Below are 15177 nucleotides of genomic sequence, written 5' to 3'. Positions count from 1 at the left end.
CGGCGCGGGTGGCGCGGTGTGCCCGTGCGCGGGTCAGTGCGCCGGGGCCGGCTCCTTCGGGGCCGTCCCGTCGACGTCGGCGCCGACCGCCTCGGCCACCGACCGGTAGCCCGCCGAGCGCACCAGCTGCGCGAGCCCCCGGTGCAGGCGGCGCGGCCACAGCGGCCCCCCGTAGATCAGGCCCGTGTACCCCTGCACGAGGGTGGCCCCGGCACGGATGCGCGCCCAGGCGTCGTCGGCGGTCTCGATCCCGCCGACCGCGACGAGGGTGAGTCGGTCGCCCACGCGCTCGCGCAGGCGGCGCAGCACCTCCAGGGAACGTTCCTTGAGCGGCGCCCCGGAGAGCCCGCCCGCCCCGAGTTCGGCCACTGCATCGGGGTCGGTGTCCAGTCCTTCACGGGAGATCGTGGTGTTGGCGGCGATGATCCCGGCGAGGTTCTCCGAGAGCGCGAGGTCGGCGACGGCGTCGATGTCCTCGTCGGCCAGGTCCGGTGCGATCTTGACCAACAGCGGCAGCTCGGCGTACCCGGCCCCGGCCAGCGCCTCACGCACCGAACGCAGCAGCGGACGAAGCTGTTCCACGCTCTGCAGGTCGCGCAGGCCCGGGGTGTTGGGCGAGCTGACGTTGACCACCATGTAGTCGGCGTACTCGGCCAACCGGTGGGCGCTGAGCGCGTAGTCGGCCGGGGCCTCCTCCTCGGGGGTGACCTTGGTCCTGCCGATGTTGACGCCCAGCAGGGGACGCGGGCCCTGCATGTGGTGCAGGCGTTCGGCCACCAGAGCCGAACCCTCGTTGTTGAAGCCCATGCGGTTGAGGATCGCGCGGTCCTGGACCAGACGGAACAGGCGCGGCTTCGGGTTCCCGGTCTGGGGGTGGGCGGTGACGGTACCGATCTCCACGAACCCGAACCCGAGCGCGGCCAGCCCCTGCGGGCCCTCCGCGTTCTTGTCGAAGCCGGCGGCCAGCCCCAGCGGCCCGGGGAACTCCCGTCCGAGCGCGTGCACGGTCAGTTCCGGTTCGCCGGGGCCCAGGAGTCTCTGCATGGCGGGGGCGACCCCGGGGACGGCGGTGGCCGCACGCAGCGCCGTGAAGCCGACGTGGTGGATGGTCTCCGCGTCCAGGTGGCGCAGGGCCGAGCGGAAGAGAATCTGGTAGAACACGCTCATCCGTTTCCGTCGCCCTCGCGCTCGGCGAGGAAGCGTTCGAGTTCGGCGCCGAGTTCATCGGCGGTGGGCAACCCTGCCTCGTCGTCGGCCAGGGGCAGGACCGTGCGGTCCCCGGGGTCGTCTCTCCGCGAAGTCATGATGTCGTCGTACTGGCGCTCGAGGTTGGCCACGACACGCTGGATCTCCTCCGACTCGGCGACCTGCTCCGCGATCTCCACGTCGGTGGTTCCGGCGGCCTCCTCCAACTGGTCGGTGGGCAGGGCCAGACCGGTGGCGCCCGCCACGAACCCCATGGCGGCCACGGCCGCGTGCGGGTACTGGGACTGGGCCAGGTAACTGGGCACGTGGACCTCGTAGCCCACGAAGTCGTGGCCGCTCCCGCCGAAGCGGTACTCCAGCATCGCGCTCACGCTCGCGGGCACCTCGACCCGGCCGATCCACGGGGTGTGCCCGGAGACGAGCTCCTCCCGGGTGGCGTGCGGGGTCACGGTGATCGGACGCGTGTGCGGCACCGCCATCGGCACCCCGCTCGCGCTCACCGTGAGCGTGACGCCGAAGTGCTCCACGAGCTGCTGCACGGCTGCGCCGAAAGCCCCCCACTCCAGGTCGGGTTCGGGGCCGTACAGCACCAGGAACGGCTGTCGCTCGAGGTCGTGGAACCGGTACAGGGCGATCTTGGGAGGGGTGTACTCGGTCCAGGTGTTCTCGACGAAGGTCATCTTCGGGCGGCGGGACCGGTAGTCGACGAGGCGGTCGGTGTCGAAGGTCGCGACCTCTTCGCCGCTGAGGGCGTCGAAGAGGGCCGTGGACATCTGGGTTCCGGTCTGTCCCGCGTCCACGAAGCCGTCCAAGCAGACCAGCATCGCCAGACCTTTGACGTCATCGAAACCGGGATGGATCTCGTACAGATCTGCTGGGTCACGCACCGGGTACTCGTCTCCACATCTGGTCGGGGAGGCAGGGGGATGGCCACCGTGGGGCGGAACCGGGGCCCTCGGGCGTTCCTGCCCTGCTCGTCCACAATACCGGCCCCGTGTCCCGGTACGGATCGGCCCGGAACACCCCGGGTGCGGGGGCGACGGACCGAGTACCGGCCGGGGTCGGGGGCCTGTACCGGGCCCCGTTCGGTGGCAACACGCATCACTGAGGCGCTTGTTCCCGCCCGCGCCCCGCGGCCCCGTACTCGCTCCGATGTGTACGGGCCGGGCCCCCTCGTGCGGCACGGGCCGGGGCGGCGGGCGGTCTGCGGTCCGAGCACCCGCGGGCGCGCGATCGGAGGTGTGCGCGCCCGCGGGAGGGGTCAGCGCATCTCGGCCACGCGCATCGCGCGCAGGCGGTTGAGGACCGCGGCGACCTCCGCGCGGCGCGGCAGTGTGTAGTCGCCGCCGAAGTCCTGGCCCAGCAGGGTGACCCCGTGCTCGGCCAGCTCCTGGTCGAGGGAGTCCAGCGCCTCACGCAGGGTGCGCTCGCCGTTCAGGTGTCGGCCCTGGACCAGTCGGCGCAGGGCCAGTCCGGCGCCGATGATCTGCCCCGGGTCGACGAACTGTTCGACCCCGCGCACATCGACGTCGCTCTCGCCGAAGGTGAGCACGTCCATGTCGCGGCGCTTGATGCGGCTCCGGCCCTTGTTGCCGCTGTCGTCGACCGAACCGGGGTCGACCACCCGGGCACGCGGCAGGCGGAACTCGGCGTCCTCGCGCTCGTGCGCGAGCTCGGAGGCCTGATCGGTGACGTCGTGCGGGTGGTAGGCGTCGAGCATGATCACCTGGTCGGCGACGTCGAAGTAGTCTCCGCTGCCACCCATGACCAGGACGGTGGAGACCTTGTGCTCGCGGTTGAGCGGGCGCACCAGGTCGATGAAGGGCACCAGGGGTTCACGGTCACCGTGGACCAGGCGCTGCATCCGTTCGTCCCGGATCATGAGGTTGGTGGCCGTGGAGTCCTCGTCCACGAGCAGTGTGCTCGCACCGCTCTCCACGGCCTCGCAGATGTTGGCGGCCTGGGAGGTCGACCCCGAGGCGTTCTCGGTACGGAAGTCGCTGGTGTCGGCCCCTGTGGGCAGGTTGCGCACGAACGGGCTCACGTCGGTGCGCTCGACCCCGCGTCCTTCTTCCGCCCGGATCTTGACCGCGTCCGGCCGGGTGACCACGAGCTCGCGCCCGTCGCCCGGAACGTGGTCGTAGACGCCGCGTTCCAGGGCGTGCAGCAACGTGGACTTGCCGTGGAAACCGCCGCCGACGATGAGCGTGATGCCCTCGGCCACACCCATACCGGTGATGGTGCCCCGGTGGGGCAGGTCGACGCTCACGCGCAGGGACTCCGGGGAGTCGAAGGGCACCGCGCCGTCCCGCATCGGTTCGTCGCTGATACCGCTGCGCCGGGGCAGGATCGCGCCGTCGGCCACGAAGGCGACCAGGTCGAGCCCGGCGAGCTGGTCGCGCAGGGCGACGGTGTCCGCGACGCTGTCGGCGAAGGCGACCGCCTCCTTCTGGTCGATCTCGTCCCAGTCGAGGTCGTCCACCAGATCGGGCAGGGTCCGGCACAGTTCCCGCTCGGCGGAGCGCCCGTCGATGCGGCGGCCGTGACCGGGCATGTTGAGGCCGATACGCAGGTCGATCCCGCCCCCCTCGGTGACCTGCAGGGAGGAACGGGCGATGACCTCCTGTCCGCCGGTGTCGATCTTGAGCAACGACCCGCGCAGTTGCTTGCGGGCCCGCCGGCCGAGGTAGTCGGCCGTGGCCCTGCGCCGGACCGGGTCCTTCCAGGCGCTCTCGGGGATGCCCGCGTCGGAGCGCAGCACCCGGATGCGCGACGGCGGCGCGAACGGGTCGGCCTGGACCCGCTGAACGGTCAGGGTGAAGTCGCCGAAGTCCCAGTCGCCCTTGAGGGACTTGTAGCGCCCGTATGAGGCGCCGTCCATCTTGAGCAGCTCCTGTGACAGGCGTGCGTCGTCGCGGACCCCGCGGATCGGCTCGGGCTCGGGCTTGCGGCCCTTGCCGCCGCCTCCGCCGCCGTGTCGGCGTCCTCCGCCGTGCCGTTCCGCCATCGGTTCCCCCTCGGGTCGGTTCGCTGTTCCGCCCAGGTTAGGACCTCGGACGGGCCCGCGCAGAACGCCTGTGGACAGTGGTTCCCCGCCGCTTCGGCGGCAGCTCCGGGAGGGGCCGTGCGTGTGTGCCGGGGGCAGCGGCGGTGTACTCCCCGGGGAGGGCGGACCGGCCCCGCTGTGGTCGGGGAGGCGGGGGCCGGTCCGCACCGGCCTCGTCGACCCGTCGGCGGGGGCCGCGGTGGGGGCGCGATCCCTCCCCGGGAGGGGGAAGGGAGGCATCGCGGCCGCACTCCACCGGGGCCGCGCCCGCGCGGCCGTCGGGGCCGAGGCCGGCCCCGTGCACCGGGCTCTCGGGGGTCACGCTCGAACGCTCCGGCGCCGGCGGGCAGGGACCGGGCCGACCCGGGGCACCCGCACAGAACGGGGCCGGGCCCCTCGCGTTCCCCTCGAGGGGAGAGGCGGTGCACAACCCTTTTCTACAGGAAGTCCGGGGAACGCGTGGGAAAATCGGGGAAGAGCGTCCCTTCCGTTCGGAACGGGGATTGCACGCCCGCCGTTCCCCGAGATCCGCACACGGAAATCTCGCGTTCCCCCTCGGTAGGACCCGGAGAAATTGTTGAAGAATTGACTTTCGGGGGCCGTGTGTATCGGCCCGGCGGGGGCGGAACGGAAATGCGGGGGTCCCGGACACGGGGACCTCCGCGGACGCCCCGGGCGTTCAACGCAGGGCGGCCCGGAGTGCGGAGTCGTGCTCGTCGGCCGGCGGGTCGGCCAGACCTCCGACGAAGACCGCGACGATCTGGCCGCCGTTCTCCCGTACGTCGGCCAGGACCTCGCGCCAGTGGTGCAGGTTGGGGTGGGCCAGCTCGGTGCACGCCTCGGCGGGGCTCAGCTCGCCCACGGCCGCCTCCAGCTGCCCGACCGACATCGGGTGGGAGTACGTGCCACGGGTGTGTCCGGTCACGCGCGCCAGGACGACCGCGGGGAGGTAGTTGCCGTTCTGGTTGACGCGGGTGAACTCGGTGGTCCCTTCCCGGTACACCCCGACCCCGTAGGCGGCGGGTCGGCGCCAGTCGTGGTGGCTCTCCTCCATCCGCTCCCGGGCGGCGGCGATCTTCTCCTTGGTGTCCCACTGTTCCATCGGGGTCTCCTCTCCGGACCGTGTTCGGTCGGTACTCGTGGTGTTCGTCGGACAGCTCCCCGGCCCTGGTCGGCGGGGACCGGGCCCGTGGCGCCGCCCGCCGGTGCCCCTCGAAGGCCACCTGCTGCGAGGGACCACCCGGTCAGGGGCTCCAGGACGCAGTACCGGCCGAAGAGTCGGAGGACGTCTGCTGGACATCGAGGTGGCCGGTGGCCACTGTCACGGCGTCACCGCCGATGAGGACCCGGTCTCCACGCAGGCGCAGATGCAGGTCCCCGCCGCGGCGGGAGGCCTGGTACGCAAGGAACCCGGTCCGCCCGAGGCGTTCGCCCCAGAAGGGGGCGAGCACGGTGTGGGCCGCGCCGGTGACCGGGTCCTCGGGCACACCCATGCTCGGCGCGAAGAAACGCGAAACGAGGTCGTGGGGCCCCTCTCCACGGGCGGTCACGATGACCCCGCGTACAGGCAGTGCGCGGATCGCCTCGGGGTCGGGGGCCAAGGAGCGCACGGTGTCCTCGTCGGCCAGTTCCACGAGCAGGTCGTCGTTGCCGCCGATACCGGTCCACAGGGGCCGGGCACCGAGGGCATCGGCGAGCCCGTCGGGGGCGGGAACCGCGCTCGCGGGGCGTGCCGGAAAATCCATCCACAGCCTGCCGTCGTGGTGTTCGACGGTCAGGATCCCGCTGCGCGTGGTGAAGCGGTACGGGGCCGGTTCCCCGAGTTCGGCCAGCGCGTGGGAGGTGGCCAGGGTCGCGTGGCCGCACAGGTCGATCTCGGCGACGGGGGTGAACCAACGCAGCTCGAACTCGGCGTCCTGTTCTCCGACACGGCGCGCGAAGGCGGTCTCGGAGAGGTTGAACTCGGCCGCGATCCCCTGGGCCCAGGCCTCGGGGTAGGGGTCCTCGAGGACGAGGACGGCGGCGGGGTTGCCCGCCAGGGGACGGTCGGTGAACGCGTCGACCACGCGGTACTCAGGCATGTTCTCAGGTTAGGCATCCCGAGGGAGCGGTCCTTCCAGGTGCGGCTCGTCGAGGATGAACATGGTCTGGGTGCTCTTGACCTCGGGAATGCGCTGGAGGCGTTCGAGGACGAAGGTGCGCAGGGCCGCGGCGTCGGTCACTCTCACCAGGAGGAGCAGGTCCACGTCGCCGGAGACCAGGGCGGCGTGGTCGACCTCGGGAATGTCGCGCAGATAACAGCGGAACCTCTCCCAGGAGTGCTGTTCGATACGCACCGACACGTACGCGGACAGCGCCGTCCCGTACTTCTCGGGATCGACCACGGCGGTGAACCCACGGATGACGCCCTGGTTGCGCAGGCGCTCCAGGCGGGAGTAGGCGTTGGCGCGGGAGATGTGGGCGCGCTCGGCGACGGCCCGGATGGACATGCGCCCGTCGGCCCGCAGGAGGTCGATGATGCTCCGGTCTATGTCGTCCAGGCGTACGGCCATGTGTCTTACCTCATACCGTCCGCATGGTGGGCGCGGTGGATGTTTGGGGGCGGGGGCGGTCGTACTGAACAGTTCGTCCAGCATTGGGACTGTGATCTCGACAATATGGGGTTATTCACTTCATATTCAAGACATGGAGTTCCTCGCCGGGGACTCCGCGGCCCTCCGGTCCCTCCTGCCGGGCCGTCCGGGGTCCCCGGCACTGGGCTCCGCCCACCAGGCCACGGTGTCGGCCTCGAAGGACGGCTCCGGCCCCGGGGGGCGGCAACGGCGCCGTCCGCACCGACCCGGGTCCGGTCCTCCCGTCCGCCGGGGACGGAGCACCGCACCGGGGACGCGTACTCGGCGTGCCCGAGGGGCGGGTGGGGCGCCCGGGTCAACGGCGATCCGCGCCCCGCCCCTCCACAGCCGTGCCGGCCACGGGTGGGCCGGCGGCACCGGACCGGGTTCCCCTCGGCTCCGCAGGGCCCGACACGACGGAGGGGGCGTGGTCACCATCGACCACGCCCCCTCCGGCCTGGGCCCACCGGCCCCGTGTGGGAGCCGTTCCCGCCGCTCCAGCGGGGGAACAACCGGCTTCTCGGACTCCTGCGGGAGCATGCTCGGTGGACACTCGGGAAGGTCCGCCGCGCAGGCCCCTGGGGAAGTGGCGGGCCCGGGAAGCGGTGGTGGTTCAGTTGCCCCTACCGCCGCGGAACCGGTCCAGCAGGGAGCCGAAGCCGTGCTTGCCCTCGCTGTCGGACATGAGTCCCTTGCCGTCGGTGTCGGCATCGCCGGCGTGGGCGCCGGCAGGACGGCGGAACCATGCGAAGCCCATCGCGAGCAGGATCGCGGGGATGATCGCCAGGACCAGGATGCCGCCGCCGGCGAGTCCGCCGTCGGCCCCGGTGAGCTGGAAACCGGAGACGTCGTTGGCCGCGGTCTCGGCGGTGACCCCGTTCTCCTCCTCTTCCTCGGGCCCGCCCCCGTCCTCGGCGGGGGGAGCGGACTCCTCGGTGCTCTTCTCCCCCTCGGAGGCCTCGTCCTCGGTGTCCTCCTCCTCGGAGCCCTCGGAGTCCTGCTCCTCGTCGCTCCCCTCCCCGGTGCCCTCGCTCCGTGCACCCTCGTCGGCCGCCTCCTCCTCGGAGCTCTCGTCCTCGAGCTTGTCCTCGGGGATCTCGGAGACGGCGTCCTCGCACTTGTTCCCGGGCTGCTGGAAGGGGTGCGGCGCGCCCTCCTGTCCCGCGCCGTCACCCCACTCGGTGATGTAGTACTCCACGTCGTAGAGGTGACCGTTGCCGCCCGTGACGACGTAGTTCTCCGCGTCCCAGGTCTGTCCGGTCAGTTCGGCGAAGGTCTTGCCATCGAGGTCCAGCAGGATGTCGCAGTCGTTGGAGGGGTGCCCGGGACCCCGGTCGCCGATGAAGAACTCGGCCGTCTGTCCCTCGTACTCGATGTAACCCTTGGTTCCCAGGGGCCAGCTGGGACTGGAGAAAAGGCCCTTCTGCATCGGCTCGCCGCTCGCGGGGAGTCCGGTGTCGCCCTGCATCCCGGAACCGTCGTCCCAGAAATAGGTCGCGTCGACTTTGCCGTGCTGGATGGGTGTGTCGTTCTCGTTGCTCATGAGGTGAAGGCCAGGTTGACGACAGGGCCGAGAAGACCGTGGACACGGCACACCCGGGACAGGACACAACACGGGTGTGGAAAGCACCTGGACCGGGTGCCGTGACGTGGGATCCGCGTCGCTGGCTGCGGACGGCGGGCGGGGGCGGGACATGATGCGCGCCGGATGTTTCCGACGGTCCTCCGGCTCAGGCGCGTGGGATGCGCGTGGCCGACCCCCGTGGGGTCTGAACTCCCTTGGGACGCTCGGGGACGTTCAAGGGCTCGGCATCGGTTCATCAAAAGACCAATAACGAACCGATCACGAGGGACCCTAACCCACCTTTTCGTAAAGCGTGTACAGGCATGGGAGTAAAATGACTCGGCGTGTTTGGCCACACACGGGGAGAAATGACGACACCCGCATCCATGAACAACGGAACCCCCTGATCAGGGGGTTCCGCCTACCGTGGCCCCTCGCCCCGCGGGCCGTTCGTGGCACTCGTCATAGGGCACAGGATCCCTTGACAGGGACTGAAATTCCCCCTGAAGAGGGAAACGTGTCACAATCCGCCGTGATTCGTACGACCCCGGAACGCAAAAGAAAGGTAGCGCGGGGTCGTCTCCCACGGAACGGTCAGGTCACCTGCGAACGCGCACGGAAACGTTCCTGGCGCCACTCCCCCTCGCGCACGACCTCCACCAGGGCCTGACCGGCGTCGAAGACCTCGGTGTAGGACAGGTACAGGGGTGTGAACCCGAAGCGCATCACGTCGGGCGCGCGGAAGTCCCCGATGACCCCGCGCGCGATGAGGGCCTGCACGATCGCGTACCCGGCCCCCTCCTCCGGTTCCACGAGAGAGACCTGGCTGCCGCGCCGGTCGTGTTCGGAAGGGGTCAGCGACCCCAGACCCGCCTCGGCCGCCCGGGACAGGAACAGGTCGGTCAGGGCCAGGCTCTTGGTGCGCACCTGCTCCAGGTCGGCCCCGGACCACACCTCCAGGCTCGCCTCCAAGGCCGCGTCGGCCACCAGCGGCTGCGAGCCGCTGAGAAAACGTGAGACCCCGGGAGCCGGTTCGTAACCGGGGGCGAAGTCGAAGGGGCGCGCATGCCCGTGCCAGCCGCTCAGGGGCTGGTCGGCGCGGGCGTGGTGGCGCCGGGCTGCGTACAGGAACGCGGGGGCCCCGGGGCCGGCGTTGAGGTACTTGTAGGTGCACCCGACCGCGAAGTCTGCCCCGCTGCCCGACAGGTCCACCGGGACGGCTCCGGCGCTGTGGCACAGGTCCCAGACCACGAGCGCCCCGTGCTCGTGGGCCAGGCGGGTCGTCCCGGCCATGTCGCGCAGGACACCGGTGCGGTAGTCGACGTGGCTGAGCAACAGGACCGCGACATCGCCCCGGGCCAGCTCTGCGGCCAGTTCGGGGCCGTCGGGATCCACCCGGCGCTGGGTGGCGCCGGTCAGACCCGCGGCCCCCTCCGTGACGTAGAGGTCGGTGGGGAAGTTGCCGGCCTCGCCCAGCACCACGTCGCGCTCGGACATGCGCAGGGCCGCCACAACGGTCTTGAACAGGTTGGCGGAGGTGCCGTCCCCGACCACGACCTCGTCGGTGCCCGCGCCGACCAGGGGCGCGATCGCGGCGCCCAGGGTCCGGGGTTTGTCCCACCACCCGGCATCGTTCCAACTGCGGACCAGGCCCTGGCCCCACTCGCGTTCGACCAGGTCGGCCACTCTGGCGGGGGCCGTGCGCGGCAGGGCGCCCAGGGAGTTGCCGTCGAGGTAGATCACACCTTCGGGCAGGACGAACTGCTCGCGCATGGGGGCCAGCGGGTCGGCGGCGTCGAGCGCGGCGCACTCCTGGCGGGTGGTGGGGATCATCGGTCCTGCTTCCTGGCGTCGGGACGGGCGGATCGGTGTGCGCGGCCGCCCCGGCCACTGTGCCGTCCGGGGCGTGCGGCGGTCCTCAGAGAGTGTCGCGCAGGCGCCACAGTTCGGGGAAGACGTCCTTCTCGGCATTGCGGGCCAGCCAGGTGAGGCCGTTGGACCCGCCGCTCCCGGGTTTGCCGCCCATCGTGCGCTTGACGGCCATGAGGTGGCGGTGGCGCCACCGGGTGACCCGTTCGGCCACGTCCATCAGCGCCTCGGCCAGGAGCAACAGTTCGTTGTCGTCGCGTTCGTCGGCGTAGACACGGGCCCAGGCCTCGACGACGCCGGGGGCCTCCTCGTAGGGCCGTGTCCAGTCACGGTCGACCGCCTCGTCGGGCACGGGCAGGCCGCGGCGGGCCAGCAGGCGCAGGGCCGCATCGTAGAGGCCGGGGCTTTCCAGCACGGCGGTCAACCGCTCGGCGACCCGCGGCATGCCCTTGTGCGGGCGCACCATGGGACCGGACTTGTTGCCCAGAAGGAACTCCAGGTGGCGGTAGGTGTAGGACTGGAAACCCGAGGCCTCGCCGAAGGCGTCGCGGAACCGGTTGAACTGCGTCGGTGTCATGTCGGCGAGCAGGTCCCAGGAGCCGGTCAGCACGTCCTGGGCGTTGCGGGAGCGACGCAGCCAGGCCAGCGCACCGGGCACGTCGTCGGCCTCCAGGGCGTCGCGTGCGGCCTCCCAGTGTTCGGCCACCAGGGTGAAGAGCAGCTCCATGACCTGCGTGGTGAGGATGAACGCCGACTCGGCCGGTTCGTCGGTACGTGGACGCTTGAGGCCGAGCAGAGTGTCCACACCCACATAGTCCACGTAAGGGGTGGCGCGTTCGAAGTCCAGGGAGGGTGCACCTTCCTCGGGCCGTTCCCCCGGTTCCCGGTCCTGGGCCGTCTCCTGCTGCGGAGAGTACGGACACTGCTGCGCGGTGGTGGACATGGCGGCCCCCTCGTCGACGAACGTCTTCGGACAGGTCACATGATCGAACAACCGACACCACTCACGGAATGGGCACGGGCGCCCCGATCCGGCTCTTGGCCTAGGATTCACAAGGCGAAGAGCTCATCGACCTTGGGAACGCAAAGCATGACCCCACCACTGCACACGCCGCTGGACGGTCTCGACCGGCGGATCCTCGCCGAGCTCCAGAACGACGGGCGGCTCTCCTTCAACGAGTTGTCCCGCCGGGTGAACCTGTCCGCGCCGGCCGTGGCCGACAGGGTGCGGCGCCTGACCGACCGCGGGGTCATCACCGGTTACCACGCACACATCGACCCGGCCGCCGCCGGGCTCCCGGTGACCGCGCTGGTCCGGATGGAGTGCTTCGGTGCGCACTGCCTGCTGCGTGAACGCTCCTCACTGGGGATGCCGGAGATCCTGCAGGTGCACCGGGTCACCGGCGACGACTGCTGCGTCCTGCTCATCGCGGTGCGGTCCATGGAGCACTTCGAGGAGATCATCGACCGCCTGGCCGAGCACGGGCGCCCCTCCAGCACGATGGTCCTGTCCAGCCCGGTGCCCTGGCGTCCGGTGCTCGTCCCGGAGGCCTCATGAGCATCGTCGTGGACACACCCCTGTGGCCGGGTCCACGCGGTTGGCTGTTCGCCCATCTGGCCAGTGACACCTCCTACGAGGAACTGCACACCTTCGCCCGGCAGTTGGGCCTGGACCCGCGCGCCTTCGACCGCGACCACTACGATCTGCCCGAACACCTGCACGCGCGGGCCCTGCGGATGGGCGCCGAGCACGTCCCGCCGCGGGAGCTGGTGGCACGCCTGCGCGCGGCGGGGCTGCGCCGCCCCAAGGCCGTCCTCAGTACTTCGGGCGGGCGTCCCCGCTGAGGCGGTCCGCCTCGGCCCGCATGTTGGCCCGGGCGCTCCCTTCCCAGTGGGTGCGCCCGAAACGGGTGTGGAAGAGGTGGGGCCGCTCCAGCAGCGCCTCCAACAACCGCAGGCGAGCGGTCCGGAAGGTCTGGTCGGGCAGGTAGGCGTACTCGGCCCGCACCGCCGCGATGTACTCCAAGTAGTTCTCGGGATCGGCGGCCAGGATCGACAGGTCGGCGTCGCACACGACCGCACCGTCGGGGTCGTCCTCCCCGGGCCGGTGCGGGGCGATGAGTCCGACCAGGCGCACGATCTCGTCGATCCGCTCGCGCGAGTGCCCCACGAGGGAGAGGAGCCGTTCGGCGACCACGGCGCTCTCCTGCTCGTCTGTGCCGGCCCGGCCGTCGTGGACGGCTCCGTGGAACCACATCGCGTACCGCACCAGGGCGATGTCCTCGGCCTCGTGCCCGATCTCCTCCACCGCGTCCAAGGTCTGCCACAGGTGTGTGAGCGTGTAGTAACGGCGGTGGGGCTCGCTCCAACGTCCCAGGAGTTCCTCGCACGCCGCACGCGCCTCGGGTGTGGTCCCCGCGAGGTCGAACCAGGAAGCTCTCAGGAGCCCCATCTTCTCGTTCTCGGCGAAATCGTCGGCGCCGTGTGAACCGTGGGAGCTGACCATGCCACCAGTGTTCCCCACGCAACCGTGTTTTTCGAGGTGGCCCTACCATGGGACGGTTCTTCTCCTCCCCCCCCCGAGAGCCCGCCTCCCCCACCGCGGCGTGCCGCCGTCGGGGAGTATCACGCAGAACCGCCGTCGAGAGCGAGAACGAGGAGCGTATGTCACCCCTGGAAACCCTGCGGCGCATGCATCGGATCGCAGGGTGGCCGCTGCTGACGGCCACGTTCCTGGCGCGTCTGCCCGTCTCGATGTCACTGATCGGGTTGTTGACCCTGGTCACCGTCCGGACCGGGAGTGTGGCGACGGCGGGCCTGCTCAGCGGGGTGTTCGCGATGGGCCAGGCGGCCGGCGGCCCGGTCATCGCCCGTTTCGCCGACCGGTACGGACAGCGTCACCCGGTGCTGGTGATGTCGCTGGTGGACGCGGTCCTGATGGCGGTGCTGGTGTTCGCGGTGAACGCCGCAGCTCCCCTGCCCGTCCTCCTGCTCCTGGCGGTCCTGGCCGGGGTCTGCCTACCGCAGGTGGGACCGATGGCACGTACACGGTGGGTCGGGTTGATCGACAGCGGGCCGGGCCGGGGACTGGAGCGCGAACGTTCGGTCGGCGCGGCCATGTCGGTGGAGGGTGTGCTCGACGAGGCCGCTTTCGTACTCGGGCCGGCTCTGGTGGGTGTACTCACCGTGACCCTGTCGCCCTCGGCGAGTGTTCTGGGCGCCGCGGTGCTCATCGGTGTGTTCGGGGCGGTCTTCGCCCTGCACCCCACGGCGCCCACCGGCAGCACGCCGTCGGTGGGCCGGGGCGGCCGGGTGATCACACCCGCGCTGGTGGTTCTGGCGGTCCCCATGTTCGCCCAGGGGTTGTTCTTCGGCGGGATGTCGACGGGGGTGACCGCCTTCGCGTCCGCCTCCGGGTACGGCGACCTGTCGGGGCTGATGTATGCGGTGATGGGCACCAGCAGCGCCGTGGGCGGGCTGCTCATGGCCTCGGTCCCGGTGACGTTCGCGCTGACAGCTCGGGTGCGCTGGGCCGCTGGAGCCCTGTTCGTGCTGACCCTGCCCCTGTACCTGCCGCACACCGCCGTGACCCTGGCGGCGGCGATGTTCGTGCTGGGGTGGGTGATCGGCCCGCACATCGTGAGCCTGTTCGGTCTGGTAGAGCGCTCGGCCCCGCACGCGCGTATGTCCCAGGCGATGTCGGTGGTGCTCAGCTGCCTGATCCTGGGACAGGCGCTGGGATCGATGGCCGCCGGGTCGCTCGCCGACCTCCTCGGCCACCAGGGCGCCTTCGCCCTGGCGACCGCGGGCGGGCTGGTCTCGCTCGCCACGACCACGCTGGTCATGCGCGCACGCTGGTACCGGCGCAGCGGATCCGTGCCCGCGGCCGTCACGGACACCGGCCCCGCATGAGGGCCGGGCCCGCCGGGCCGGGTCAGGGCGTGTCGGAACCCACGAGCTCGAAACGCACGTCGCGCTCGGAGAGCTCCTGCACCGCCGAGGAGGGCAACCGGTTGTCGGTGACGATGAGGTCGAACTCCTCCAGGCTCGCGACCCGGAAGGTGCCGAACTTGCCGTACTTGGTGCTGTCGACCACCAGGACACTCTTGGAGGAGATGCGCAGCAGCTCCTGCTTGGCGATCACCTTGGCCTCGGACGGGGTCGTCGACCCGCGCTCTGCATCCCAGGAGCTGCTCGCTATGAAGGCCAGGTCGACGTTGACCTGGCGCAGGAACTCGGCGGTGAAACGCCCCACCGAGGAGTGGTCGGAGTGCGAGACCAGGCCACCGGTGTGGATGAGCTCGATGCCCGGGTACTCCATGAGGTGGCCGACCACGTTGAAGTCGCTGGTGATGACGGTCAGTCCCACCTTGTCGGTCAGCAGCGGCACCATCTGCAGTGTGGTGGTGCCCGCGTCCAGGTAGATCGTGAAGTTCTCCCGGACCAGATCGGCGGCCGTGCGTGCGATGCTGCGCTTGGCCGGGACCTCCAACTGGGCCTTGGCCATGTAGGAGGGTTCGCTCTTGAGCCGGGCCGCCAGGCGCACGCCGCCGGTCACCGACAGGACCTTGCCGTCGTTCTCCAAGGACTGGATATCGCGCCGCACCGTCATGTGGGACACGGACAGCATCGAGGTGAGCTCGTTGATACTCAGCACGTGCCGCTCCTGGAGGAGCTTGAGGATGTGCTCTCGTCGCTGATCCGGGATCATCGTTCGCCTCACGGTCGGGGGCCGGCCAAGGGCGCCGTGTTCTCACGACACCCGTTAACAGAGTTTCCCAGCTCGGGACCACCGGACCGAGCACTGGGGGCGTGAGTCCTCTCGCACTCCCCGGTAGCGCTCGCCACCCACGAGGGTCACCGAGCAGGGCCGAGACGCC

General features: G+C 70.7%; 14 protein-coding genes. 3 read left to right on the top strand and 11 right to left on the bottom strand.

Annotated features, from left to right (window positions below):
- Positions 1-33: 33 nt before the first annotated feature.
- The 9 genes from D456_RS0106580 to D456_RS0106540 form a co-directional block, all read right to left on the bottom strand.
- Positions 34-1167: a quinone-dependent dihydroorotate dehydrogenase gene (locus D456_RS0106580; protein WP_017575370.1), complete on the bottom strand. Its 1134-nt coding sequence runs from the start codon at positions 1165-1167 to the stop codon at positions 34-36.
- Positions 1164-2093, bottom strand: coding sequence for a proteasome assembly chaperone family protein (locus D456_RS0106575; protein WP_017575369.1), 930 nt, complete (start codon positions 2091-2093; stop codon positions 1164-1166). The genes D456_RS0106580 and D456_RS0106575 overlap by 4 nt, the downstream gene beginning before the upstream one ends.
- Positions 2094-2467: 374 nt before the next feature.
- Positions 2468-4213, bottom strand: coding sequence for an ABC-ATPase domain-containing protein (locus tag D456_RS0106570; protein ID WP_017575368.1), 1746 nt, complete (start codon positions 4211-4213; stop codon positions 2468-2470).
- Positions 4214-4931: 718 nt separating this feature from the next.
- Complete coding sequence (locus tag D456_RS0106565) at positions 4932-5354, bottom strand: hypothetical protein (RefSeq protein WP_017575367.1); 423 nt, start codon at positions 5352-5354, stop codon at positions 4932-4934.
- 142 nt (positions 5355-5496) lie between these two features.
- Positions 5497-6333, bottom strand: coding sequence for a PhzF family phenazine biosynthesis protein (locus D456_RS23755; protein ID WP_017575366.1), 837 nt, complete (start codon positions 6331-6333; stop codon positions 5497-5499).
- A gap of 9 nt (positions 6334-6342) precedes the next feature.
- Positions 6343-6804, bottom strand: coding sequence for an Lrp/AsnC family transcriptional regulator (locus D456_RS0106555; RefSeq protein WP_017575365.1), 462 nt, complete (start codon positions 6802-6804; stop codon positions 6343-6345).
- A 673-nt stretch (positions 6805-7477) separates the two neighbouring features.
- Positions 7478-8407, bottom strand: a complete 930-nt coding sequence (locus D456_RS0106550; RefSeq protein ID WP_017575364.1) for a hypothetical protein — start codon at positions 8405-8407, stop codon at positions 7478-7480.
- Between the two features lie 615 nt (positions 8408-9022).
- Positions 9023-10261 (bottom strand): kynureninase, encoded by a 1239-nt coding sequence (kynU, locus tag D456_RS0106545; protein ID WP_017575363.1) that lies wholly within the window; start codon positions 10259-10261, stop codon positions 9023-9025.
- Positions 10262-10346: 85 nt separating this feature from the next.
- Positions 10347-11240 (bottom strand): tryptophan 2,3-dioxygenase, encoded by an 894-nt coding sequence (locus D456_RS0106540; RefSeq protein WP_083904531.1) that lies wholly within the window; start codon positions 11238-11240, stop codon positions 10347-10349.
- A gap of 147 nt (positions 11241-11387) precedes the next feature.
- Between D456_RS0106540 and D456_RS0106535 the strand changes: the two genes are divergently transcribed.
- Entirely contained in the window at positions 11388-11855 is a 468-nt protein-coding gene (locus D456_RS0106535) for an Lrp/AsnC family transcriptional regulator (protein WP_017575361.1), read from the top strand.
- A complete protein-coding gene (locus tag D456_RS0106530) occupies positions 11852-12142 on the top strand; it encodes a DUF4031 domain-containing protein (protein ID WP_017575360.1) in 291 nt (96 codons plus the stop codon). Before D456_RS0106535 ends, D456_RS0106530 begins: the two co-directional genes overlap by 4 nt.
- Here D456_RS0106530 and D456_RS0106525 read toward each other — a convergent pair.
- Positions 12114-12803: an HD domain-containing protein gene (locus D456_RS0106525; protein WP_017575359.1), complete on the bottom strand. Its 690-nt coding sequence runs from the start codon at positions 12801-12803 to the stop codon at positions 12114-12116. The genes D456_RS0106530 and D456_RS0106525 overlap by 29 nt on opposite strands.
- Positions 12804-12961: 158 nt before the next feature.
- Between D456_RS0106525 and D456_RS0106520 the strand changes: the two genes are divergently transcribed.
- On the top strand, positions 12962-14209 hold the full coding sequence (locus D456_RS0106520; RefSeq protein ID WP_017575358.1) for an MFS transporter: 1248 nt from the start codon (positions 12962-12964) through the stop codon (positions 14207-14209).
- A 22-nt stretch (positions 14210-14231) separates the two neighbouring features.
- Here the strand turns inward: D456_RS0106520 and D456_RS0106515 are convergent, their stop codons facing one another.
- Entirely contained in the window at positions 14232-15008 is a 777-nt protein-coding gene (locus D456_RS0106515) for a DeoR/GlpR family DNA-binding transcription regulator (protein WP_017575357.1), read from the bottom strand.
- Positions 15009-15177 lie beyond the last annotated feature (169 nt).

It is taken from the genome of Nocardiopsis kunsanensis DSM 44524 (assembly GCF_000340965.1).
GTDB lineage: Bacteria > Actinomycetota > Actinomycetes > Streptosporangiales > Streptosporangiaceae > Nocardiopsis > Nocardiopsis kunsanensis.
Note: the sequence above shows the minus strand (reverse complement) of the source record. Positions and strands in the feature narration are given on the sequence as shown.

Coding starts and splice junctions, on each gene's coding strand:
- D456_RS0106580 (WP_017575370.1), bottom strand. CDS start 1,167: ATGAGCGTGTTCTACCAGATTCTCTTCCGCTCGGCCCTGCGCCACCTG.
- D456_RS0106570 (WP_017575368.1), bottom strand. CDS start 4,213: ATGGCGGAACGGCACGGCGGAGGACGCCGACACGGCGGCGGAGGCGGC.
- D456_RS0106565 (WP_017575367.1), bottom strand. CDS start 5,354: ATGGAACAGTGGGACACCAAGGAGAAGATCGCCGCCGCCCGGGAGCGG.
- D456_RS23755 (WP_017575366.1), bottom strand. CDS start 6,333: ATGCCTGAGTACCGCGTGGTCGACGCGTTCACCGACCGTCCCCTGGCG.
- D456_RS0106555 (WP_017575365.1), bottom strand. CDS start 6,804: ATGGCCGTACGCCTGGACGACATAGACCGGAGCATCATCGACCTCCTG.
- D456_RS0106550 (WP_017575364.1), bottom strand. CDS start 8,407: ATGAGCAACGAGAACGACACACCCATCCAGCACGGCAAAGTCGACGCG.
- kynU (WP_017575363.1), bottom strand. CDS start 10,261: ATGATCCCCACCACCCGCCAGGAGTGCGCCGCGCTCGACGCCGCCGAC.
- D456_RS0106540 (WP_083904531.1), bottom strand. CDS start 11,240: ATGTCCACCACCGCGCAGCAGTGTCCGTACTCTCCGCAGCAGGAGACG.
- D456_RS0106535 (WP_017575361.1), top strand. CDS start 11,388: ATGACCCCACCACTGCACACGCCGCTGGACGGTCTCGACCGGCGGATC.
- D456_RS0106530 (WP_017575360.1), top strand. CDS start 11,852: ATGAGCATCGTCGTGGACACACCCCTGTGGCCGGGTCCACGCGGTTGG.
- D456_RS0106525 (WP_017575359.1), bottom strand. CDS start 12,803: ATGGTCAGCTCCCACGGTTCACACGGCGCCGACGATTTCGCCGAGAAC.
- D456_RS0106520 (WP_017575358.1), top strand. CDS start 12,962: ATGTCACCCCTGGAAACCCTGCGGCGCATGCATCGGATCGCAGGGTGG.
- D456_RS0106515 (WP_017575357.1), bottom strand. CDS start 15,008: ATGATCCCGGATCAGCGACGAGAGCACATCCTCAAGCTCCTCCAGGAG.